At 58.4% G+C, this 22,982-nt stretch carries 16 protein-coding genes; 5 read left to right on the top strand and 11 right to left on the bottom strand.

Annotated elements, in window-relative coordinates; translation table 11 throughout:
• Positions 1 to 251: 251 nt before the first annotated feature.
• A complete protein-coding gene (locus tag LF252_RS13080) occupies positions 252 to 1,760 on the top strand; it encodes a hypothetical protein (RefSeq protein ID WP_226270036.1) in 1,509 nt (502 codons plus the stop codon).
• A gap of 96 nt (positions 1,761 to 1,856) precedes the next feature.
• On the opposite strand, the gene LF252_RS13075 is transcribed toward LF252_RS13080, so the two are convergent.
• From LF252_RS13075 to LF252_RS13045, 7 genes are all read right to left on the bottom strand, one after another.
• Positions 1,857 to 2,351: a hypothetical protein gene (locus tag LF252_RS13075; RefSeq protein WP_226270035.1), complete on the bottom strand. Its 495-nt coding sequence runs from the start codon at positions 2,349 to 2,351 to the stop codon at positions 1,857 to 1,859.
• Positions 2,352 to 2,531: 180 nt separating this feature from the next.
• The gene (locus tag LF252_RS13070) at positions 2,532 to 3,149 is read right to left on the bottom strand and encodes a PKD domain-containing protein (RefSeq protein WP_226270034.1); all 618 of its coding nucleotides are present in this window, start codon (positions 3,147 to 3,149) and stop codon (positions 2,532 to 2,534) included.
• A 19-nt stretch (positions 3,150 to 3,168) separates the two neighbouring features.
• Positions 3,169 to 3,897: a LytR/AlgR family response regulator transcription factor gene (locus LF252_RS13065; protein WP_226270033.1), complete on the bottom strand. Its 729-nt coding sequence runs from the start codon at positions 3,895 to 3,897 to the stop codon at positions 3,169 to 3,171.
• 40 nt (positions 3,898 to 3,937) lie between these two features.
• Complete coding sequence (locus LF252_RS13060) at positions 3,938 to 7,438, bottom strand: hybrid sensor histidine kinase/response regulator (protein WP_226270032.1); 3,501 nt, start codon at positions 7,436 to 7,438, stop codon at positions 3,938 to 3,940.
• A 189-nt stretch (positions 7,439 to 7,627) separates the two neighbouring features.
• Complete coding sequence (locus LF252_RS13055; protein WP_226270031.1) at positions 7,628 to 9,706, bottom strand: OmpA family protein; 2,079 nt, start codon at positions 9,704 to 9,706, stop codon at positions 7,628 to 7,630.
• Between the two features lie 116 nt (positions 9,707 to 9,822).
• Positions 9,823 to 10,899, bottom strand: a complete 1,077-nt coding sequence (locus tag LF252_RS13050) for a tetratricopeptide repeat protein (RefSeq protein ID WP_226270030.1) — start codon at positions 10,897 to 10,899, stop codon at positions 9,823 to 9,825.
• Positions 10,900 to 11,073: 174 nt separating this feature from the next.
• The gene (locus tag LF252_RS13045) at positions 11,074 to 11,367 is read right to left on the bottom strand and encodes a hypothetical protein (protein WP_226270029.1); all 294 of its coding nucleotides are present in this window, start codon (positions 11,365 to 11,367) and stop codon (positions 11,074 to 11,076) included.
• A gap of 168 nt (positions 11,368 to 11,535) precedes the next feature.
• Here LF252_RS13045 and LF252_RS13040 point away from each other — a divergent pair, with 168 nt between their 5' ends.
• Positions 11,536 to 11,958: a BrxA/BrxB family bacilliredoxin gene (locus LF252_RS13040; RefSeq protein WP_226270028.1), complete on the top strand. Its 423-nt coding sequence runs from the start codon at positions 11,536 to 11,538 to the stop codon at positions 11,956 to 11,958.
• 91 nt (positions 11,959 to 12,049) lie between these two features.
• Positions 12,050 to 12,778: a GNAT family N-acetyltransferase gene (locus LF252_RS13035; RefSeq protein WP_226270027.1), complete on the top strand. Its 729-nt coding sequence runs from the start codon at positions 12,050 to 12,052 to the stop codon at positions 12,776 to 12,778.
• Positions 12,779 to 12,873: 95 nt separating this feature from the next.
• Here LF252_RS13035 and recQ read toward each other — a convergent pair whose 3' ends face one another.
• Positions 12,874 to 15,072 carry a DNA helicase RecQ gene (gene recQ, locus LF252_RS13030; RefSeq protein WP_394370411.1) on the bottom strand — a complete coding sequence of 733 codons (2,199 nt, stop codon included), beginning with the start codon at positions 15,070 to 15,072 and terminating at the stop codon, positions 12,874 to 12,876.
• A gap of 172 nt (positions 15,073 to 15,244) precedes the next feature.
• Here recQ and LF252_RS13025 point away from each other — a divergent pair, with 172 nt between their 5' ends.
• Positions 15,245 to 16,222 carry a KpsF/GutQ family sugar-phosphate isomerase gene (locus LF252_RS13025; RefSeq protein ID WP_394370405.1) on the top strand — a complete coding sequence of 326 codons (978 nt, stop codon included), beginning with the start codon at positions 15,245 to 15,247 and terminating at the stop codon, positions 16,220 to 16,222.
• 187 nt (positions 16,223 to 16,409) lie between these two features.
• Positions 16,410 to 17,537 carry a mannose-1-phosphate guanylyltransferase gene (locus LF252_RS13020; protein ID WP_226270025.1) on the top strand — a complete coding sequence of 376 codons (1,128 nt, stop codon included), beginning with the start codon at positions 16,410 to 16,412 and terminating at the stop codon, positions 17,535 to 17,537.
• An 82-nt stretch (positions 17,538 to 17,619) separates the two neighbouring features.
• On the opposite strand, the gene rlmB is transcribed toward LF252_RS13020, so the two are convergent.
• From rlmB to LF252_RS13005, 3 genes are all read right to left on the bottom strand, one after another.
• The gene (gene rlmB, locus LF252_RS13015) at positions 17,620 to 18,570 is read right to left on the bottom strand and encodes a 23S rRNA (guanosine(2251)-2'-O)-methyltransferase RlmB (RefSeq protein WP_317197856.1); all 951 of its coding nucleotides are present in this window, start codon (positions 18,568 to 18,570) and stop codon (positions 17,620 to 17,622) included.
• Complete coding sequence (locus LF252_RS23045; RefSeq protein WP_226270024.1) at positions 18,534 to 19,742, bottom strand: GWxTD domain-containing protein; 1,209 nt, start codon at positions 19,740 to 19,742, stop codon at positions 18,534 to 18,536. The genes rlmB and LF252_RS23045 overlap by 37 nt, the downstream gene beginning before the upstream one ends.
• A 96-nt stretch (positions 19,743 to 19,838) precedes the next feature.
• Positions 19,839 to 22,829: a glycosyltransferase family 117 protein gene (locus LF252_RS13005; RefSeq protein ID WP_226270023.1), complete on the bottom strand. Its 2,991-nt coding sequence runs from the start codon at positions 22,827 to 22,829 to the stop codon at positions 19,839 to 19,841.
• Between the last annotated feature and the right edge of the window lie 153 nt (positions 22,830 to 22,982).

Below are 22,982 nucleotides of genomic sequence, written 5' to 3'. Positions count from 1 at the left end.
GCTTAAAGGCCAGAATATTGAAATTATGAAGTAGTAATTACGGACATTTTACCCTGATTTTGTGACATCAGAGGTCTGAATAAGGCACATTTTTACCTCTACAAAGGTTCAGGAGCATAAGGCAACTAGTAAAGGCATAGCTTGCCAAAATTGTGACATGAAAAATCGGGGGCTGTTATTTTGATATCTTGCTTCCAGATACCGATAATGAAATACTTGCTATGGAAGAACTGACAACTCTTGTGAGAATTGTGACAGATCGGCGACAAGCTGTTCTTCCCTTTCTGGATTTTTCGGATAAAAACTCGTCGCAAAAAGATCTGCAATTAGTTCGGTTGCTCGATAACTCACCGGCCATTACGCAACTGCAGCTGGTGAAAAACCTATACGGCAAAACCGATGCGCGGACGCAGGCCACGTATCGAAAGCTAAAGTCGCGGGTGCAGCAGAAGCTACTGAACCACCTCTACTTCCTGGACCAGACGGACCCGCGTCATATTGCCTCCCGGCGCTACGAGCAGCAGTGCCTGGGGCTGTTGCACCAAGCCAAAATTCTGGCCGGGGAGGGCGAGTATAGCATGGCCGAAAAGCTGTTTCGCAAGTTTATCCGGGTAGCCGATTCGGCGGAATTTACTGCGTACAGCATGCTGGGAGCCCGCATTTTACGGAATCTTTACGCCGAGATGCGGCAGCCCGCCAAGTACAAGCACATTGTGAAGCAGCTGCAGAAATACCAGGAAAAGCTGGCGCTGGAAGAGAAGGCGGAGACGCTGTATACCGACATTAAGATGACGATCAACAGCAAGGTTCGTTCGCGCAAATTCCTGCTGACACAGATGCCGGTTTACGAAGCACAGCTGGAGCAGTTGCACAAAAAAGTGAAAAGTCACAATACATTTCACTTTCTGTACTTTATCCGGATGACGAAGGAAGAGCTGGTTGGGAATTATGAGGAGGTTATCAATATAACAGCAGCTACCGAAAAAGCGCGCAAAGAAGGCAAAGTCAACGAAAAGCGCTTTGATAAGCGCTTTAACAACTACATGAGCGTGTACGCTCACCTGCGCTGCCGCAAGGCGGAACAGGGCTTGCGGCTGGCAGAAGAATATTTCAAGGATTTTCACTATTCCTCGGGCAACTGGTTTTATTTTCTGGAAACCTACCTGATGCTGGCCTTATACGCCAAGCAGTATGGGCAGGCGCTGGAACTGCTGCAGCAGGCCCGTAAAAACCCATACTACCGCAAGCAGCGCGTGGCGGCTCAGCAGCGGTGGGAGCTGTATGAGGCGTACGTGCAGTTTGTGCGGCCGGAACAGTCGCCGCTTAAGATGCGCTACTTTGCCCAGTTTGCGCAGAAAGTGCCCGATTACAGCCGCGATAAGCAAGGCTATAACGTAGCAATCCTGATTCTGCAGTTTCTATACTTTTTGCGCCATCGTGACATCGAAGGGTTGCTAGCCCGCCTGGAAGGCCTGCGGAAGTATGAGCAGCGCCACCTCCGTGACCCAGCCACGCTCCGGAGCCAGCTGTTTTTCCGGATGCTGCTGATGACGGTGAAAGAGCACTTTGTACTGGCTGCCTGCGAGAAGAAGGCCGCGCCACTGCTGGAACGACTACGGGCGGCTCCACAGCCCGGCGAGGCGTACGGCGAAATCGAAATTATTCCCTACGAGGATTTGTGGGAGCTGACGCTGGGTATTCTGCGGCAACAGCAAGTTGATCTGGCCGCTGCTGAGCAAGCCGAGCGGAACCGCACATAGCCATGCAGCCCGTCACCCGGTACTCTTCCTGTAAGATAATCAAGCAGAGAAAGTACCGGGTGGCGGGCTATGCGGTGGTAAAAGGTAAAAGCTACGCTACCGGCGTACCGCAGCTTTTGTGGGAGAGGCGGCGGGCTTGCGAGCCACAGGAGCCTTGGGTTTGGCCTCGGCTGGTTTGGTAACCGTGGCAGCGTGGGTAACGGCCACAGGAGCCGGTTGCGGGAGTAATACGGCCGCCACTGAGGGCGGCAGGACACCCGGAGCGGCCGCTACGTAGCGCTGGTATTGAGCCGGCGACAGAATCTGCTGCAGCTGAGCGGTATATTCCTGCCCGATGGCCGCCAATTTTTTCTGCTGCATATCGGCGTCATTGGTGTATTGCTGCCGCACTTCGGCTTCCTGCGCAAGCCGGGCCTGCGTAAGCTTCCGAACGGGCAGCTGCCGGGCATCATCAAGGGAGACGAAAGCGGCGAGCTGACGGGTAGCCGTCAGGGCTTCGGTTTTGAATGCCGGAGAAGCTTCCTGGGCACGAGCGTGCGGGTGAGCCAGCAGGCAAAAACCAGCCAGCACGAGGAGATACAAGTGTTTCATACAGCGGTTGAGGGGAGAGGGCAGAAGCCGCCTGGGTTTGAGGCGGCAAAAAGCTGACTTGGTTGGCCAGCCAACGTGACGTCGAAAATAGCATGCCTGGGGCTAGAACTGGCAGGAATCCGTTGAACAGCCGGAATAGCCAGACCAGAACACACAATTGTAGGACAGAGGGCCACGGCGCTACGGAACTACTACCACCGTTCGGCTTACGCAGTGGCTGCTGGGGCAGGCATCGGGGCCGTTGCCGCGCAGGCTCATGCGCACGGCGTACTGGCCGGGGCGGCGGAAAGCGTGCTGTACCTGCCGCCCGTTGGTCACGTATCCATCCCGAAAATCCCAGAGCACCACTACATTCTCGCACAAGGGCAACTGAGAATCCAGAGCATCGAAGGTGATGGGCTGACCTACGCGCACACTGTCCACCGCGCGGAAGTTGAGCACGATTTCTTTGGTAAAATCAACGGGAATGAGCTTTTCGGCAGTGCGCACTTCGCCGGTGGCTTCCTCTACCACGTCCAACTGAATGGTATACGCCTTGCGGGCCTGGTAGCAGTGCTGAATTACCGGCCCGGTGAGTTGGGTGCCGTCCCCCATATCCCACCGAAACGTGAGGGGGCCAGCATCGGGGTCAATGGCGCGGCGGGCATCCAGCTCCACGCACATTTCCAGCACGCGGGGCAGGGGGCAAGCAGCGCTGAGCGTGTCGCCGGCTTCCTGGGCAGCGGCCCGTTGTGTGCCCAGCAGCCCGCACCATAAGCCGAAGAGCAGAAGAAAACGTACTGCGCCGCGTACTGGCATACAAAGCAAAATGGCGAACTTAGAACTTGTTCAGGCGCTGAAACACTTCCCGCAGGTAGGTTTGCCCGATAGGAATGTGCTTGTTGTCGATGATGATGGTATTGTCCTCAATCGTCTGCACCCGCTTGAGGTTGACGATGAAGGAGCGGTGCACGCGGACAAACAGCGCCGGTGGAAATTTTTCCTCCACCGCCCGCATGGTGCTGTACACAATTAGCTTGCTCTGGCCCGTAACAATGTGCACGTAGTCGCCGAGGGCCTCCACGTAGCGCACGTCATCAAACAGGACTTTCACCAGGCGGCTATCCACTTTCACAAACGTGAATTCCGGGTTAGAGGGGGCCGCAATGGCGTCGGGCGAAGGGGCCGAACGGGCTTCTACGGTTTCTAGGGCTTTTTGCGCGGCCTTCAGAAAGCGGGCGTAGCTGATGGGCTTCACGATGTAGTCGAGGACATCGTACTCGAATGCCTCCACGGCGTAGCCTTTTTTGCTGGTGATAAGCACTACCAGAGGCGGATCTTGCAGAGTACGCAGCAAATCCAGGCCCGACATCAGGGGCATTTCTACGTCCAGAAACAGAACATCTACCGGCTGTTGCCGAAGCACTTCGGCGGCGGCAATGGCATTTTCGCAGCTGGCGGCGTGCTGCAGAAACGGCGTGTTGCTGATGCAGTTTTCAACAATCTGAATAGCCAGCGGATCGTCGTCAACAACCAGGCAACGCAGCGGGGTAGAAGATTCGGCCATAGCAACAAAGCTACACATCAACCCGGGAAAAGCTAATTTACTACGGTTGAGCCTCCGTTAGGCGAGCCTGCAGATACGGGTGCAGGGAGGAGAGCAAGTGCCCGATGCTCACTATCTTATCGGGTAAGTCATTAGGCGGCACCTCTTGCCGGGCGTGAAGTTCCACGTATTCCAGCTCATCCGTGAGGGTATCAACGCCGAAGTAGGCGGCCTGGCCTTTGAGCTTATGGGCTATGGCAGCCAACTCGGGCCCGGGAGGCAGCTGCTGCAACTGCGCGGCCAGCGCGGGCGCCTGGCTCAGAAAAGTTTGCACAATCTGCCGGATGAAGCCGTCATTGCCGGCCGCCAGCTCCTCGAGCAGGTCCCAGTTGGGCTGAGTGGCTGTGGAGGGCGGTGGTGTGGTTCGGGCTGGAATCGAGGGCGGCGTGGCAGCACCCGTGGCCCGGCCCGTGAAGTGGGCCAGTCGGGCGTGTAGTACCGCCGGGTCGAAGGGCTTGGCCAGGGTATCGTTCATGCCGGCTTCCAGGGCCAGGGCGCGGTCCTCGGGCAGAGCAGAAGCGGTAAGACCGATGAGGGGCAGCCGGTGGGCATTGGGGAACAGGCTTCGTAGCTGGCGGGCGGCTTCGTAGCCGTCCATTTCGGGCATCTGCACATCCAGCAGCACGGCGTCAAAGTCCTGCTGCTGGGCGGCTTCCACGGCCAGGCGGCCGTTGGCGGCAATGGTTACCTGCACATTCCAGGCCTCCAGGGTTTTGCGGGCTACCAGCTGGTTGAGGTCGTTGTCTTCAGCCACCAGCACGCGCAGTGCCGGCTCGAAGGGGGCCAGGGTGGTGCTGGCTTCGGCGGGCACGGTAGCCGCATCGGCGGGGTGGCTGGGAATATCAAACCAGAATGTGGAGCCTTGGCCTTCCTGACTTTCCACCCACAACCGGCCGCCGTGCAACTGCACTAGGTTGCGAGCAATACTCAGGCCCAGGCCCGTGCCGCCAAACTGCCGGGTGGTGCTGGTGTTGGCCTGGGAGAAATCTTCAAAAATGGCGTCCAGCTTGTCGGGGGCAATGCCAATACCGGTGTCCGAAATGCCGAAGCGCAGCCTGTCAGGTCCGTCGGGTTCGGGGGCGGGCATCAAACTGACCCGAATTGTGACACCGCCCTGGGTCGTGAATTTCACGGCGTTGCCCACCAAGTTCACCAGTACCTGGTTGAGCCGCACGGAGTCGCCGAGAATGGCGGCGGGTACATTGGGAGCCACCTCGGTACGCAGGTGCAGGCCCTTTGCTTCGGTGGCAAACTGGAACATGCGCGCCACCCGCTCCACCAGCTCCGGCAGCCGGAAGGGCGCTTGCTCCAGGGTGAGCTTGCCGGCCTCAATTTTGGAGGAGTCCAGAATGTCGTTGATGATAACCAGCAGGTTCTGCGACGAGGACTGGATGGCCTCCAGATACTCATTCTGTTCGCCGGTTACGGGCGTGTTGCGCAACAGGTGGGTGAGGCCGATTACCGCATTCATGGGCGTGCGGATTTCGTGGCTCATGTTAGCTAGGAACTGGGCTTTGGCTCGGCGCGAAGCCTCGGCTGCGTCCCGCGCTACTACCAAATCGGCGTTAATCTGCTCAATTTCGGCCTTCTGGTGGCGTAGCTCCGTAGTTCGCTCCCGCACGGTGGTTTCCAGCTGTAGCTTCTGGCGGCGTAGGGTGGCGGTGCGGGCCCGCACGGCGGCGTAGGCCAGCCCAATACCCGTTGCCGCAGCCAGCGCTGCAAACCACCCCGTGCGCCAAAACGGCGTAGCAATGCTGAAATGGGTGGTAACTGGCTGCGACCAAGCACTTTCATTACCACGACGGGCACGTACTTCCAGTATGTAGTGACCGGCATCCAGGCGGGGAAAATCCGCTTCGCCTGCAGTGGTTGGTCGGCTCCAGGAGTCGTGGAAACCCCGCAGGCGGTACTGGTACTGCCAAGTGCCGGCTGGAGCAAGACTAGCTACCCGGAACAACCACGTAACCCGGTGCGGCCGGGCCGACAGCTCCGGCAGAGAGGTAGCTGGCTGACGTATGCCATCGACTTCAACGCTGGTGAGCGTAATAGGTGAGGTACAGGCAGTCTGTTTTCCCGATAACTGTACCCGTACCAACCCACTCCGAGAGGCTAGTAGAACGGCCGAATCGGCGGGAGGGAGTTGGGCTACGGCGTTGGGCAGCAGGTCCCGGATAATCGGGTTGTCAGGAGTAGAAAGCGGGGTGAAAGTCGAGCCGTGGCCTAGTGAGAGGCTGTTACGGTGCCCCACTACTAAACCGGCTGGCGTGGGCTGCAGGCTGTAACAATAGTTGCTGGCCAGCCCGCTGTTTCGGGTGGTGAACTGCCGGAACCGGCCATTGGCGTAGCAGAACAGTCCGTCGCCCTCAGTTCCAATCCAGACGCGGCCGGCGGCATCCTGGGCCAGGGCGGTGGCATCCACGCCGCCCGGGATAAGGCGGTGGATGGTGAAGCGCCCATTTTCCAGCACGGCCAGACCGGTGCCGTGGGTAGCAAACCACACCCGGCCCTGCCGGTCGGGCAGTATGGCGTACACGTCGTTGTGAGGTAATCCGTTGGTAGTGTTGTAGTGGCGGACCTGCCGGCCAGTCACGTGAAAAGCACCTTCGCCAATAGTGCCTACCCAAAAACTCCGAATGCCGAGAAAGAAATTGTCATTTGCTTCATCCAGAGTCAGGGTAGTGACATGCAGGTCAGCGGGCAAATGTGCTAAATCCGGAGCATCTGCATCCGTGGCTACTAACGCACAAGGATATACCCCATTCCCTTCAGTACCTGCTAGGCCCCAATTACTAATAGGGAGTAATGCTGTAACAGAACCACGTTTTAGCTCAGACCAAGAGAGCAATGATAATCCATTGGTAGTGAACAACAAACGGCCTATCTGTCCATCGGCAGTTCCAGTTGCTATAAGAGCACCTCGTCCGGCTAAAGCCGTCAGCTGTGTCGGGGTTGGTGAGAAGCTCAGGTGCGCGTCCGTCAGCCGCCACAGGCCCAGGCCCGTAGTGCCGATCCAGTAGGTGCCCTCCGCGTCGCGGAGCACCTGGCTGATAATGGCGTCAGTTGGAAGAGCTGGGTGGTAGCGGCGGCGGAAGCGGCCAATAGTGGCTGTATCGGGTGTGGGTAGGCCTTTGAAGCGGACCTGTTTGCCCTCGGCAGTGATGGCGCGCCGGAAGCGGCTGCCCTGGCTTACCGATACTCCTCCCTGATAATGGGCCACCCACAACTGCCCGGTGCGTGCGTCAACAGATAGCCGGGTTACAAAATCCTCAGCAAGCCCTTCGTGGGTAGTAAACGTCTGGAATGTAGTGCCATCAAACCGCACCAAGCCCTCGGCAGTGCCAATCCAGAGGTAACCGGCGCGGTCTTGGGCCAGGGCGTAGATGAACGGTTGCGGCAACCCCTCAGCGGCTCCAAACTGCTTCAGAAACTGCCGCTGGGGCAGGGGCTGAGCAGTGGCGAGGTGCGCAAACAGGCAGAACAAGAGCAGCAGGCGGCGTATCACAAGGAGCAAGATAGGGGAGCTGCTCGGCTGTTGCAGAATTCCTCGGTGGAAGCTTGTCTGGAGACGTTCAGTTGGGTTTTTAGCCCGCAGAGGACACGGTGAGTAGCGCAGAAGGCGCAGAGTCCGTTGAACGACTCTGCGCCTTCTGCGCTACTCACCGCGTCCTCTGCGGGAACATGGTACTGGAATCTACTTGCCTGTCACCTTAAACTCGGTGCGGCGGTTGAGCTGGCGGCCGGCTTTAGACGCGTTGGAGGCCACCGGCTGGGTGTCGCCGTAGCCGGCGAAGGTCAGGCGGCCCTTGTCGATGCCTTTGGCCACGAGGTAGTCTACCACGGCTTTGGCACGGCGCTGGGAGAGGTCTTTGTTGTATTCGGCTTTACCCACATTGTCGGTGTGGCCCGAAATTTCGAGGCGTAGGGCGGGCGTATCGGTTAGCAGCTTCTGCAAGCGCTCCAGCTCGTTGGTGCTTTCCTTGCGCAGCGTAGCCTTGTCGAAGTCGAAGAAGATGTTGTTGAGCACCACTTTCACGCCCACGTCCAGCTTCTTAAGGGCAATATCCTTCACCACTTCCGAGTAGGCCGCGCCGGCCGGCAAATCGAAGTTTTCGGAGTGGAACAGGTAGCCATCCTTGCGCACCACAATGCCGTAGTTCACGCCCGAGGGCAACGACACCAGGTAGCGGCCCGACTGCGCGTTGCTCTGGAAGGAGGCAATGGTTTGGTTCAGGGAGTTGTCCACCACATCAATGGTGGCCTCAATGGGCTGCTTACTGGCCTCATCCGTCACCACACCTTTCAGAATGGTTACCTGGGCCGCCACAATGGCCACTGGCGGGGCTACCATTGTTTCCTTCACCGGCTGAATGCGAGATGCCAGCAGCTGGTCTTCCTTGCTGAGGACGGGCGGCTTTTCGGGCCCGAGGAAGGTAATCTGGTAAATGTCCTTGGAGCCCAGCCCGTCTTCCCGGAACGAGGAGTAGTACCCGTGCCGGCCCGAGGCGGATATTACAAAAAACACGTCATCATCGGGCGTGTTGATGGGCCAGCCCAGGTTTTCCGGGGCGCTCCATTTGCCGTTTTCATACACCGATTTGAAGATGTCGTACCCGCCCATGGAGTTATGGCCCTCTGAGGAGAAGTACATCGTCTTGCCATCGGGGTGCAGAAACACGCCTTCCTCCCCGTACTGGGTGTTGATGACGGAGCCCAGGTTCTGGGCCGGGCCGCGGCCTTCTATTTCAATCTTGTAAATGTCGCGCCCGCCCAGGCCACCTTCCTTGTCACTCACGAAGTACAGCGTGCGTCCATCCGGCGTGTAGGCCGCCGACGACTCGTGGTACTTGCTGTTGATGCGCGAGCCTAGCTTCTGGGGCTTGCGCCACTCGGCCCCGCGCAGGTTGGCCTCGTGCAGGTCGCCGCCGTTGTCCTCCATGTACACCAGCAGGCGCTGGCCATCGGGCGAGAGGCCCACGGTGGCATCGTGGCCGTCGGTGTTTACACCTTCGCCCAGGTTGCGGGCGTCCACCCAGTTGCCTTTGGTGGTGCGGGTGCTGGTGTAAATATCTTCCATGAAGCCACCCGTTTCGGGGTCCTTCTGCTCCCCGGTCGAGCCCGGCCGGCGCGAGGTAAACAGAATCACCGATTCGTCGGCCGTAATAACAGGGCCATACTCCGGGTAAGGCGAGTTTACGCCCGGTCCGGCGTTATCAATGAATACGCGGCTGGGCTTAGCGGCCAGCTTACGGCCGTTTTCGCACTCCCGAATCTTCTTCTGGATATCCTGGGTGAAGCTGGCGGTGTTTTTGGAGCCGGAAGCCGGCGTGGCGCGCTTATACTCGGCAATGGCCTCGTCCCACTTGCCGTTCAGGTGCAGGCCCCGACCCAGGGCGTAATGGATGCGCGGGTCCACGTCGGGGTTGAGCTGGTAGGCTTTCTGCAGGTACTCCAGGGCCCGGGGCTTGAAGCCGGAGTGTAGGTAACTGTCGCCGATTTTGTAGTTGAGCTGGGCGTTGTTGGGGTTGAACTTCTGGGCGGCCAGATAGTGAGGCAGGGCCTGCTCGTAGCGGGCCGGGTCCAGGTCGTACATCTCGTCCCCGAGCTTGATTTCCTTGAGGGCCGCCTTCAAGCCGTCCTTATCGTTGCCGAACTGGTCTTTGCTGAACTCTACGTTCTGGGCCAGCACCACGGCCGGGGCACTGAACAGCAACAGGAAGGCGAGTAGGTACTTATACATGATGATTTGCGAAGCGTTGTGGAGGAGCGTCATGCTGAGCGAAGCCGGAGGCGAAGTCGAAGCATCTCTACCTCTGAGCAATTAATGGCAATGCAACAAAGCGGTAGAGATGCTTCGGCTGCGCTTAGCATGACATTCTATTTCATTAATTACTCCTTTTCCGCCGACCCGCAGCCGGAGTTGGCGGCGTGGGTATTGCCCACTTCCAGACCCAGCTCGGCGGCCTTGCGCCAGTCCTGGCAGGCGGCGTCAGGGTTGCGCAGCATTTCGCGGGCGTGGCCCCGGTTCAGGTAGGCCTCGGCGTACTGCGCGTTCAGACCGATAGCCTTGCTGGCGTCGGCTTCGGCCTTTTTGTAATCTTCCAGCTTGAGGTAGGCGGCGGCACGGTTGTTCCAGGCAAAAGCGTACTGCCCATCCAATTCAATGGCTTTGGTCAGGTCGTCCACGGCCCCTTTGTAGTCGCCTTGCTCGTAGCGGGTGCTGCCGCGGTTGGTGTAGGCCAGGGCGTTGTCCTGCTTCTGGCGCAGGTAGTCGTTGTAATCCTGCAACGCACCTTTCAGGTCGCCGGCGCGGCGGCGGGTGGCGGCGCGGTTCAGCAAGGCCGGCAGCAGTTCGGGCTGCAGCTTTAGGGCCTGGGTGTAATCCTGAATGGCGGCGGGCAGGTTGCCCAGCTGGCGCTGGGCGCTGCCCCGGTCGTGCCAGGCATAGGCGTAGGCCGGGTCGGCCTTAATGGCGGCGTCAAAATCAGCCTTGGCTGCCTGGTAATCGGCTTTTTCGAAACGTAGGGCCCCGCGGTAATACCAGGCGGGGGCATAATCAGCCTTCAGCTCGGCGGCTTTACCGTAGTCCTGCTCTGCCTCGGTGGACTGCTTCAATGCCTCCCGGGCCTGGGCCCTGCCGAAGTAGGAGGTGAAGGTGTTGGGGTCGAGCTTGATGGCCTGGTCGTAGTCCTGCACGGCCGTAGGGTATTCCTTCAGCTCGTAGCGCACGGCAGCGCGGTTGTAATACGCTTTGGCAAAATCGGGCTTGGCGGCCAAGGCCTTATCGAAATCCTGCAGGGCTGCCCGGTAGCTCTTCTGGTTGAATTTGGCTACCCCACTGTTATACAGCTTCTCGGCCAGCTGAGCGGGCGGCAGGGTGGAGGCCCGCACGGTATCTACCTGCGCCTGCGCGGTGGCTGCCGCCAGTAGCAGGGCAATTGTGCATGAATATAGCTTGTTCATCATATCCCACGGCATGGTAAGGCGTGGGGTAAATGTAATTTTATTTGTGGAATACGCGCTAACTAGATGTTTTATATGTAATTATATTGAATTAAAGCAAGAAAAACTATACGACTTAGAGAAGATGTAGGAACCTATGCACAAAGTTGCCCTATCCTAGAATAAGCCTGAGGCGACTCACGCCGGAAGCTGCGTCCGCACCATTTCTTCCCACTCGCGCCGTAACGAGCCGGTGAATACGGGGCGGTTGGCCCGCCGGTACCAGTAGGCCGCATTGCCCGCGTCGCCTTCCTGGCGGTGCAGAAAGGCGTGCAGCCAGTTGTGCAAGGCGTCGTGCTCATTATCCTGGGCAATGTTGTGGGCCCGGTGCCACTCGTCGCGGCCGGCATACCACAGGGCTTCCAGAATAGGGGAGAGGCCAGTTGGCGGTTCCGGCTGGGTTTGGGAAATAAGAAAATCGGCGTACGTCATACAGCAGCCCGTCTGACCGGGTTAAAAAAAGGTCGTCTACTAAACTTCTGCCTCACCCCGCGGGTTCTATACGCCAACCAAGGCAGTACGGCCAAGGTTGCGTAATTTTGTACGGCCGTTGGGCATTGGGCCCCGGCAGTAGTTCATCTTAAAGCCTAGCTTTCACCTATGGCCACGTATCCCGAATACATGGTAGCCCCGATTCGTCAGGACCTCGTTGAGGCCGGTTTCGAGCAACTGATGACCCCCGAGGAGGTTGATACCGTCCTCAATGAACAGAGCGGCACTGTGCTGGTTGCCGTTAACTCGGTGTGCGGTTGCGCCGCCGCCAAGGCTCGTCCGGCCCTTAAAATGGCCGTTTCCAGCTCCGAAAAAAAGCCCGCTAAGCTGGTAACCGTGTTTGCCGGTATGGAAACCGAAGCTGTAGCCAAGGCCCGGGAGCACATGCTGCCATATCCGCCCAGCAGCCCCTGCATTGCTCTCTTCAAAGACGGCGAACTGGTGCACATGATTGAGCGGCACCACATCGAAGGCAACGACCTGATGCGGATTGTAAATAATCTGCAAGGTGCTTTTGAAGAATATTGCTAATTAATTGTCTTTTTCCGTAATTGGATTGATGAACCGTCTATGACTGGCAGTCGTAGGCGGTTTCTCATTTACGGCTACCCACTCCCGCACTATGTCACTGCTAATGGAATACGGCGTTCAGTCACTGCCCTGGGATACTCAGTTTTTTGGGTTTCCGGTAGGGCGGCTGAAAGGCCGGCGCTTTACGGAGGCTCAACTGCGCGAGGTAATTCAGCTGGCCCGGGAGGAAGGCTGGCGGCTGGTGTATTGGTTTGTTGAGCCCACAGATACTGTATCGGCGGCCAGCGCCCAGGCCCTGGGCATTAAGCTCACTGACCGCAAAGCCCGCTTTGCGCGGTCTGTACCAGCCGTACCCCCCAGCATATCGGCTGATATGCTGCCCACCGATGAGCTGACGCCCCGCCTGCTGGAGCTAGCCCGGCAGAGCGGCCACCACTCCCGTTTCCGCGTCGACCCCGTATTTCAGGCTGGCGTGTATGAGCGGCTCTACGAGCACTGGATTCGGAGCAGCGTATCGGGCCAAACGGCCAGGCAAGTCCTGATTTACCAGCCCGTGCAGGAGCGGGAGGCTCTGGGGCTTGTCACGTTAGGCTACCAAACCACTCACCTCAATATAGGCCTGCTGGCAGTGCAGGAGCAGTACCGAAGTCAGGGCATTGGCAAGCACCTCGTGGATGCCGCGTTTTATTACGCCCACGCCTGGCAGCTCCCGGAGGTGCAGGTAACTACCCAACTTGACAACGAAGGCGCCTGCCGCTTCTACGAGAGGGAAGGCTTTGAGCGCATCCACGAGGAGCACGTGTACCACTTGTGGCTGTGAAGAAGTAGAACTAAGCCAGAAAGAGCTGAGAGCTTAGACTGACGTTGTAACATCAGTCTAAGCTCTCAGCTCTTTCTGGCTTAGTTCTACAATTTCTAATTGGCTACTTCACTGAGGAACTTGATGCGCATCAGGCGCAGGTCCTCCTCCGTGTAGTCGTCGGTGCCGAGTTCCTTGAGGGCCACGGCAATGTTGTCGGTCTGGGCCTGCATGAAGTAATCATAGATTTCATCCTGCCGCTCCTCGTCCAACACTTCGTTGATGTAGTAGTCGAGGTTGAGCTTGGTGCCCGAGTAGCAGATATGCTCAATTTCTTCCATCAGCTCCCGCATATCAATGCCCTTGGAGGAAGCAATTTCCTCTAGGTCCATCTTCTTGTCAATCTGCTGGATGATGTAGATTTTGATTTTCGACTTGTTGACGGCCGATTTTACCACCACGTCGGCGGCCGTCATGATGTCGTTGTCCTCCACGTACTTCTTGATCAGGTCCAGGAAGGGCGCGCCAAACTTCAGCGCCTTGCCCTGGCCCACGCCCGATACGTGCGACAAATCCTCCATTTTGGTGGGGAACGTCGTAGCCATTTCCTTCAGCGAGGGGTCCTGAAACAGCACGTAGGGCGGGAGGTTCTTTTGCTGCGCCACCTTTTTACGGAGCGCCTTCAGCATCTCAAATAGCGCCTCATCGTGGCCGGCGGCCTGCTGCACTTCTTCCTGTTCCTGTTCTTCTTTCACCTCTTCCTCGTAGTTATGGTCCTTGGTGAGCTTGATGGAATGCGGGTTTTCAATGAAGTCAATGCCCTTCGCCGTAATCTTAATTACGCCAAAGTTTTCGATATCCTTCTCCAGGAAGCCGTTGAGCAAGCTTTGGCGGAGCAGGGAGTGCCAGAACTGCGCGTCGTGGTCTTTGCCCTGCCCATACACGGGTAGCTTGTCGTGGCCGTAGCTCTCCACGTGGGGGTTGTTCATGCCCATGAGCACGGTGCCAATGTGGTCGAGGCCAAACCGCTCGTCGGTCTGCACCACGGCCTTCAGGGCCATTACCACCTCGTTCTTGGCCTCGAACCGCTCTTTGGGGTGCTTGCAGTTGTCGCAGAAGCCGCAGTCCTTCTCGAAATGCTCGCCGAAGTAGTGCAGCAACTGCTTGCGCCGGCACACGGCCGAGTCGGCGTAATTGGCCATTTCCTGCAGCAGCAGCTTGGAGTTGTCACGCTCCGTTACGGGCTTATCCTTGTTGAACTTCTCCAGCTTCACGATGTCGTCGTAGCTGTAGAACATCAGGCAGTCGCCCTCCAGGCCGTCGCGGCCGCCGCGGCCGGTTTCCTGGTAGTAGCCCTCAATGCTCTTGGGCGTATCGTAGTGAATCACGAAGCGCACGTCGGGCTTGTCAATCCCCATCCCAAAAGCAATGGTAGCCACAATCACGTCGGCGTCTTCGTTCAGGAAGGCATCCTGATTGGCCATGCGCACGTGGGGGTCGAGGCCGGCGTGGTAGGGCAGGGCCCGCACGTCGTTCACCTTCAGCAGCTCGGCAATTTCTTCCACCTTCTTCCGCGAGAGGCAGTACACAATGCCGGCCTGGCCCTTGCGCTGCTTCACATACTGGATCAGCTGTTTTTTGGTGTTGTGCTTGGGCCGTACTTCGTAGTACAGGTTGGTGCGGTTGAAAGAGGTTTTGAATACCGAGGCCTCATCCATCTGCAGGTTTTTCTGGATGTCCTGCTGCACCTTGGGCGTGGCCGTGGCCGTGAGGGCAATAATGGGCACCTGCACGCCCAGCCCATCAATGATGCTGCGGATTTTGCGGTACTCGGGCCGGAAGTCGTGGCCCCACTCCGAAATACAGTGGGCCTCGTCAATAGCCACGAAGCTGATGACGGCCTTGTTCAAAAACTCAATGGTTTCGTCCTTGGTCAGGCTTTCGGGGGCCACGTACAGCAGCTTCACGTCGCCGCTAATCACGTCCTTCTTCACCTTATTCATTTCCGATTTCGACAGGGTCGAGTTCAGAAACTGGGCATTTACTCCGAAAGCGTTGAGCTGGTCCACCTGATTTTTCATCAGGGCAATGAGGGGCGAAATGACGATGGCCGTGCCGGGCAGTACAAGGGCGGGGAGCTGGTAACACAGGCTCTTACCGGCCCCGGTGGGCATAATTACGAAGGTATTGTTGCCGGCTATTACGTTCTGGATGATGTCCTCCTGCACGCCGCGGAACTGACCGTACCCAAAAACTTCCTTTAACTTGCCTTTCAAATCAGCCTCTTGCTGCACTTGTTGTTTCACGGCTGGCATGGACATCCTCACTTACTCAGTTGGTTGGCAGATTGGCGCAGCAGCACACAGTGTTGCTCCTTCAATCTAGGGATTTTAGGTATTCGGTGCCAAGGCGTTAAGCGAAAGAATTCGGACTTGCCCAAATGTTGCTGCTACTGCCCAGCTCCCGAAATACAATATCAAATTTAGATTGAAACCGCAGAACGAACTCAACAATCTTGCAAAAAAAGTGCTTCAGCAAGAAGCTGAGGCAATTATGGGGGTAGCCGAGGCTATTAGCCGCACCTCCGATTTTGCACAATGCGTAGAGGCAATCCTCACTTTACGCGGCCGGGTAGTGGTAACGGGCATCGGCAAGAGTGCCCACATTGCGGGCAAAATGGTGGCTACCTTCAACTCCACCGGCACGCCCGCCCTGTTTATGCACGCCGCCGACGCTATTCACGGCGACCTAGGCATGATTCAGCCCGGGGATTTTGTTATTGCCATCAGCAAATCCGGCGATACGCCCGAAATAAAGGTGCTGGTGCCGTTGCTCAAGCGCAAAGGCGTGCCGCTGGCCGCGCTGGTCAGCAATGCCGACTCCTACCTGGCCGTGCAGGCCGACTACGTGCTGCATGCCCCCGTGGAGCGCGAAGCCTGCCCCAACAACCTGGCCCCTACTACCAGCACCACCGCCGCCCTGGCCTTGGGCGATGCCTTGGCCGTGTGCCTGCTGGAGAGCCGGGAGTTCACGCGCCAGGATTTTGCCCGCCTGCACCCCGGCGGTACCCTGGGTAAGCAGCTTTACCTGAAAGTAGGCGACCTGAGCCGCCAGAACCAACAGCCCCGGGTACCCGATACCGCTCCGCTCAAGGATATTATCCTGGAAATATCGGGCAAGCGCCTCGGGGCCACGGCTGTATTAACCGAGGGCGGAGAACTGGTGGGTATCATCACCGATGGTGACCTGCGCCGCATGCTGACCAACTACGAAGGTCGGCTGGAGAACGTACGGGCCCGGGATATTCTCACGCCCTCACCCGTAACCATCGAGGTTGATGATTTTGCCGTGGAGGCTCTGGCCCGGATGCAGCAGCGCAATATCACACAGTTGGTGGTGCTGGAAAATGGGCAGTTCAGCGGCTTTATCCATCTGCATGATTTGTTGCGTGAAGGATTGGTGTAATGATTTAATTAAAGTATTTACTAGAATTATACTATAAAATAGAATTTTGCTATACTTGCTGTAGTAAGTAGATAGTAAGTTCTACTTCCGTACCTTGGATACAGTAGTAATACAAGTGTGTAGCTACTGTCCGGCACCTGTTCTACTCTCTTTCTCTCTCCAATTGGGAGCTTCGGCTCCGGCACCAATGGAACAACACACGTATCTCGTGGTAATGGCGGGCGGTATTGGCAGCCGCTTCTGGCCTTTCAGCCGTACGCATCATCCTAAGCAGTTTCACGACGTTCTGGGGATGGGGCGCTCCATGTTGCAACTCACCGTCGACCGGTTTCGGGGTATTTGCCCGCTGGAAAATGTGTTTGTGGTAACCAACCGGGACTACATGGATTTAGTGCATCAGCACCTGCCTGAACTGCATGCCGACCAGATTCTGGGAGAGCCAATTGGGCGAAACACAGCTCCCTGCATTGCTTACGCCAGCTACCGCATTGCGCAGCGCGACCCGGAAGCCGTGATTGTGGTAACGCCCGCCGACCACGCCGTGATGCACGAGGAGAATTTTCGGGAGGCAATTCGCACGGCCCTGCACGGAGCCCGTACCCACGACGTGCTGATTACGCTGGGCATTCAGCCCTCGCGCCCCGACACGGGCTACGGGTACATTCAGTTTTTGGATGAAGTAGTACGGCCGCAGGACGTAAAAGTGATGCCCGGCCACGAGGACGGTACTTTCCCGAGCAGCCTGCGGAAAGTGAAAACCTTCACTGAGAAGCCTAATCTGGAGCTGGCAAAGATGTTTGTGGCCAGTGGCGACTTCCTGTGGAACTCCGGCCTGTTTGTGTGGCGGGCCGATGCCATCATCAAAGCCTTCCACCAGTACCTATCGGACATTGCCGAGGTGTTTGATGAGGGCGAAGGGCAGCTAGGTACACCCCAGGAAGAGGCCTTCATTGCCCGCGCCTACAGCCACTGCCGCAACATCAGTATCGACTATGGGGTGATGGAAAAAGCCGATAACGTGTACGTGCTGCCCGCCGATTTCGGCTGGAGCGACTTGGGTACCTGGGACTCCCTGCATCGCATGGGCCACCACGACGCTGACGAAAACGTGGTGGATGGCAACGCCCTGCTCTACGATACCAAGGAGTGCGTTATCAAAACTCCCTCGGAGCGTCTGGTAGTGGTGCAGGGGCTGGAAGGCTACATCGTGGCCGAGTACGACAACGTACTGCTCATCTGCAAACGCACCGAGGAGCAGCGCGTGAAGGACTTTGTGGCTGATGTGAAGTCGAAAAAAGGAGTGGGCTATAACTAGCAAATGTGGTAGAATGCGAAACGTGTGCTGAAGGTGGGAATCTTGCTTCCACTTACAGCACACGTTTCGCATTCTACCACATTTACTTCCCGGCCCGCAGACGCTGGCGTAGCACTTCGTAGAGCATAATACCGCTGGCCACGCTCACGTTGAGGGAGCTGATTTGCCCGGCCATGGGGATGCGCAATTTGTGGTCGGCTAGCTTCAGGTACTCGGTGCTGATGCCGTCCTCCTCGGAACCCATCAGCACGGCCAGGGGGCCGGTCAGGTCTACGGTTTCGGCTTCTAGGCTGGCATCCGATTTTTCGGTGCAGGCCACCACCTGTACGCCCGATTCGCGGAGGAAGGTGAGGGTATCCTTTAAATTAGGCTCTCGACACACTGGAATCAAATTAAGCGCACCTGCCGAGGTCTTCAGGGCGTCGCCGTTTATTTGGGCAGCGCCGCGGCTGGGTACCACAATGGCGTGCACGCCCATACACTCGGCGTTGCGGGCAATGGAGCCGAAGTTGCGCACGTCCGTCACGCGGTCCAGCACCAGCAGCAGCGGCGTTTTACCTTCCTCGTACAAGCCGGCCAGAATACTGTCCAGTGGCATGTAGTCGATGGGCGACACGAAGGCTACGGCGCCCTGGTGGTTTTTGCGGGTGATGTTGTCGAGCTTCTCAATGGGGACCATCGATACGGGTATGTTGGCCGTTTTGGCCAGCGCCGTAATGTCCTGGGTCATGGAGTTTTTGGTGCCGCGCAGCAGGAAAATCTTGTCCAGCGTGCGGCCCGCATTCAGCGCCTCCAGAATGGGCCGCAGCCCAAAAATCATGTCGATGCTGCGGTCCTGGGGCGGGCGGTGGTACTGGCTTTTATCGGCGCGGCCGCCTTCGGAGCGGCTACCCTCAAAACGCCCGCCTTCGGGGCGGCCTTCACCGTCGCGCCCGGCAGCGGGGCGGCGGGTTGGCACGGGGCGGTTATCGGCATCGTAAAATTGGCGGCGCTCCGTTAGCGGCCGGGGCGGGCGGTTTGTCCTTTTCTCCATTGCTCCACGGCGGCATACCAGAGTTGTTCGTACTCGGGGCGGCGCACCAGTTCGTAGTTATCAGGGGCAAAGGTACTGGGTTTAGCGCGGAAGATGAAGGTACCGCTCCGCTCCACGTTGCTGCGGTACACCCACCGCTCGGTGCCCGCCTCCCGGTACACGCTTTCCGGCGGCCCCATTACCAAATACAGTAGCCCTCGGTCAGTCAGCCAGCCCGCCTTGTGAGCCGAAAATAGTTGGTTGGCCTCCGCCACCCGGCCGTAGTAGGTGCGGATAAGCTGGCGGGCAATCGGCTGACTGCTGGCGGCCACTTTCAGCCAGAACTGATCCACGGCTTTCTTGGGGTCGGGCGCGTCAAACAGCTTCTGCCGCTCCTGAGAAGTCGTCAGGTAAATTAGCGGGGCAATCAGCTCATCGGCCGTAGTCAGCTCCGGAAACTGATTTTCCTCCACCAGCAGACCGCTCCTGACCGGGCTGCCTCCCACTCGCAGCAGAAATAGGCCTGCTGGTAATTTTAATAGGCCATCAGCCTTAAACTGCGCTGAATCCTGCACACCCAGGGTGCGGGGCTGGGTGCCTTGTACGCTGCTGCTGGCCATGGGCGGGGCTGCAGCCAGTGAGCTGAGCGGGTAGCGGTACACCGTCAGGCGCTGATTGGGACCGAAATTGCTCACCCCAAATACCTCCCGAGCATGCAGATACCGCCGCATGAGGGGCTGGCCAAGGGAGTCAGTAAGGATAAACGAGCGGTTTAGATATTCGGGTCGCAATTCTAGCCAGGCCGCGTCACCACTCAGGGCTTCCTCGGCCGGGCCAATAGCCATACTCAACACCTGGCCGGGGCGCAGGCGGCTAAGCGGGAGGCAAAAATCGACGTGCGCTGCTGCTCCCTCTTGCCGGAGCCGACGGCGAAGCTGCCGCACCGTATCCTGCCACAGTGGGCGACGGGCATCATAGTTGGCCCAAGCTACCACGTGCAGCGGGAAGCCTTTTCGAATGAGGTTACGGTCCGGAAACTGCAGGTACACCCGCACACTGTCGCCTTCCCGGCGGGTGTCCACCAGAATGCGCCGCCCGGGCCGGTACTGGGTGGCGAAGTCGCGGCGCGGGTTGGCATGGAGCGCGCCAGCGGCCCAGGTAAACAGCAGGGAAAGAAGCAGAGCGTATTTCACGGGCAGAAGCGGTGAGGCTAAGTGTAACGGGATACTAACGAAAAAAGCCGGCCCCGTTTCCGGAGCCGGCTTTTCAGCGGGCAAAAACCGTGCGGCTTACTGCCGGTAATACTGCTGCAGCAACGTGAGGGCGCGGGTGGCGCGCTTCTGGTCGCCGATGGCGTCGGCGGCGCGGCCGATGCTGTTGAGGCCCAGCAGGTAGGTCTGGAACTCCTGGTCGAACAGGGACTGGTTGTGGGTGCTGTAGTAGGCCAGGGCCCGCTCGGCGCGGTCAGTCATGGTGTCCATGATTTCGTTGGCCCGCTGCTGCTCGCCCACCGCTACCAGCGCCGGAATGAACTGCGGCACGTAGTAGTCGTACGGAATAGCCTTGTCGGGCATCACCGCAAAGCACTTATCAATTACCTGCTTGGCGCGGGCTTTGTCGCCGGAGGCCAGCAGGGCATCGGCCAAGCGGGCAAATTTGTCGCGGTAGTTGGCCGGGAAACGCAGGTTGTTCTCGTCGTAGAAGATGTTGGCGTTATCGAGGCCCCGGTACGCAAATTTGTTCATCAATTTGTCGTACATCAAACCCGTGGCCACGTAGCCTTCTTCCGAACCTCCCTTAGGGTCGTAGTTGGGGTCCTTGACAGGCAGAATGCGGTAGGCCATGCCTTCCAGCTGGAAGTAGGGCTGCAGGCCCATGAAGTCGCGCGAGTCCACGGTGCTGCTGAAGTACACCGGACGCTGCCAGTTATTGGTGGCCAGGATATCCAGAATCACCAAGCTCTTCTTCTCAATGGCGCTTTTGCCCACCTGCCACTCCATGCGCGGCACCAGTTGCTTGCGGCGCTCGGCCGGAATGATGCCCATTTTATCCACGGCGGCCGTGTCTACGGGTAGGTAGAAGTTGCGGGTTGGGAAAGAGAGCAGCGTCTTCGAGCCGTCGCCATAGCTTACCTGCAGCAGGGGGCTGTTCTGGTTTACCAACTGCATGAACTCCTTCACGTTTACATCCTTCACCGAGGGGTTCTCAGCATAAGGCAGGTAGTCGTTGGTGCCCTGCTTGTAGTTGCTGTTCTGCATCGAAATGGGCAGTGGCTGCGACTTGTAGGCCCGGCGCTTCATCTGGTCGATGTACCAGTCGGTGTTCAGGTAGCTCAGTACGGCCACACGCACGTCCGTCCGGATGCCCTCCACTTCCTGGGCGTACCAGAGCGGGAAGGTGTCGTTGTCGCCGTTGGTAAACAGGATAGCGTTGGGGGCGCAGGAGTTCAGCAGGTTCTTGGCCGAATCCACGGAGTTGTAGCGGTCTGACCGGTCGTGGTCGTCCCAGCCCTGAGCCAGCATAATGCCCGGTACCACCAGGCCCAAGGCCGTTACCACGCCGGCCCGCGCCGTGTCCGATTTCACCACTTTCTCCAGCAGCTCGGCCAGAGCCAATACGCCCAAACCAATCCAGATGGCGAAGGCGAAAGTGGCACCCGCAAAGGTGTAGTCCCGCTCCCGGGGCTCAATGGGGGGCTGGTTGAGGTAAATCACAATGGCCAAGCCCGTGAACAGGAACAGCAAACCCACGATGAAGGCGTTGCGGCCGTCGCGGCGGGCGTGGAAGAACAGGCCCAGGATGCCCAGCAGCAGGGGCAGGGCGAAGAAGGCGTTGCGGGCCGGGCTGTCGGCTACGCGCTCGGGCAAACCGGCGCCGTTGCCGCTACCCCACAGAACACCGGATTGCTGAATGTCGCCTTCCCGGCCCACGTAGTTCCACATGAAGTAGCGCCAGAACATGTGGCCCATCTGGTACTTGAACAGGAACGAGAGGTTCTGGCCCATGGTGGGCTTTACGCCTTCCTGGATGTCCACCCACTTCTTGTAATTGTACATGTGCAGCGGGTCGTTGCTGTACAGGCGGGGGAGCAGCATTTTGTCCTCGGGGTTGTACTGCAGCACGGGGCGGTACTCGGCCACCACGTACTTGTCGCCCTGGCGCACATAGCGGGGGGCACCGTCTTCCTGGGCAATGGGCTGAGCGTTGAACTGGGGCCCGTAGAGCAACGGACGGTCACCGTACTGCTCACGTTTCAGGTAGCTCACGAAGCTCAGCACATCCTCCGGGTCGTTTTCGTTGATAGTGGGGTGGTAGGAGCTGCGGATGGGCACAATCAGGTAGGACGAGTACCCAATCAGGATGAACACGAAGCTCAGCATCACCGTATTCAGCAAACGGCTACGGCGCTTGAAGGACTGCTGGAAACCCACCCAGATCAGGGCCACAAACAGCACTAGGAAAATCACTAGCCCGTAGTTGAAGGGCAGACCCACGCTGTTCACGAAAAACACCTCAAACGCGCCCGCCAGCGTGGGCAGGCCGGGGATGATGCCGGCCAGAATCAGGCCCACAATCACGCTGCTCACCACCAGCGTGATGAGGCCGCCCACTACCGTGGGGTTCTGGGTGCGGCGGTAGTAGTAGATGAAGCCCAGGGCCGGAATGGCCAGCAGGTTCAGCAAGTGCACCCCAATACTGAGGCCAATCACGTAGGCAATGAGCACCAGCCACCGGTCAGAGTCGGCCTCGTCGGCGCGGTTTTCCCATTTCAGCATCAGCCACACCACGGCCGCCGTGCACAGCGACGACATGGCGTACACCTCGGCTTCCTCGGCGTTAAACCAGAACGAATCGGAGAAGGCGTAGGCCAGCGCACCCACCGCGCCGGCACCCAGTATCAGCAGGCTCTGGCCGAAAGTGGGCTGCAGCGTGCGGTCGTCGTGCATGCCGGGGCGGTGCAGCACCAACTTCTTGGCCAGCATGGTAATGCTCCAGAACAGGAACAGCACCGTGAACGAGGAGCTCAGGGCCGAGAGCATGTTCACCAGCACCGATACCTTGGTCACGTCGCCGAAGCTCAGCAGGGAAAATAGGCGGCCCAGCAGCAGGAAGGTGGGAGCCCCGGGAGGGTGCGGCACCAGCAGCTTGTAGGAACAGGCAATAAACTCGCCGCAGTCCCAGAACGACGCCGTGGGTTCCAAGGTGAGCAGATACACAACGGTGGCTAGGGCAAATACCAGCCAGCCGACCAGATTATTCAGACGTGAGTAACTCTGCATAAGTGGAAAAAAGGGCAGCCGAAACCGGCCGGCCCGTTGCTGAACGACGGGGATTAAGGGCTGAAAGGAAATCTGTGAAAGGTCAAAAATAGAGAATAAGTACCGAGCCGCGCATCCTTAAATCAACCAACGCCCGTGGCGGGCTCAACCAAC

It is taken from the genome of Hymenobacter pini (assembly GCF_020421205.1).
GTDB lineage: Bacteria > Bacteroidota > Bacteroidia > Cytophagales > Hymenobacteraceae > Hymenobacter > Hymenobacter pini.
This window is presented reverse-complemented; position numbering and strand designations above follow the sequence as displayed.

Coding starts and splice junctions, on each gene's coding strand:
- recQ (WP_394370411.1), bottom strand. CDS start 15,072: ATGCCAGCCGTGAAACAACAAGTGCAGCAAGAGGCTGATTTGAAAGGC.
- LF252_RS13075 (WP_226270035.1), bottom strand. CDS start 2,351: ATGAAACACTTGTATCTCCTCGTGCTGGCTGGTTTTTGCCTGCTGGCT.
- LF252_RS13065 (WP_226270033.1), bottom strand. CDS start 3,897: ATGGCCGAATCTTCTACCCCGCTGCGTTGCCTGGTTGTTGACGACGAT.
- LF252_RS13035 (WP_226270027.1), top strand. CDS start 12,050: ATGTCACTGCTAATGGAATACGGCGTTCAGTCACTGCCCTGGGATACT.
- LF252_RS13005 (WP_226270023.1), bottom strand. CDS start 22,829: ATGCAGAGTTACTCACGTCTGAATAATCTGGTCGGCTGGCTGGTATTT.
- LF252_RS13040 (WP_226270028.1), top strand. CDS start 11,536: ATGGCCACGTATCCCGAATACATGGTAGCCCCGATTCGTCAGGACCTC.
- LF252_RS13070 (WP_226270034.1), bottom strand. CDS start 3,149: ATGCCAGTACGCGGCGCAGTACGTTTTCTTCTGCTCTTCGGCTTATGG.
- rlmB (WP_317197856.1), bottom strand. CDS start 18,570: ATGGAGAAAAGGACAAACCGCCCGCCCCGGCCGCTAACGGAGCGCCGC.
- LF252_RS13020 (WP_226270025.1), top strand. CDS start 16,410: ATGGAACAACACACGTATCTCGTGGTAATGGCGGGCGGTATTGGCAGC.
- LF252_RS13050 (WP_226270030.1), bottom strand. CDS start 10,899: ATGATGAACAAGCTATATTCATGCACAATTGCCCTGCTACTGGCGGCA.
- LF252_RS13055 (WP_226270031.1), bottom strand. CDS start 9,706: ATGACGCTCCTCCACAACGCTTCGCAAATCATCATGTATAAGTACCTA.
- LF252_RS13045 (WP_226270029.1), bottom strand. CDS start 11,367: ATGACGTACGCCGATTTTCTTATTTCCCAAACCCAGCCGGAACCGCCA.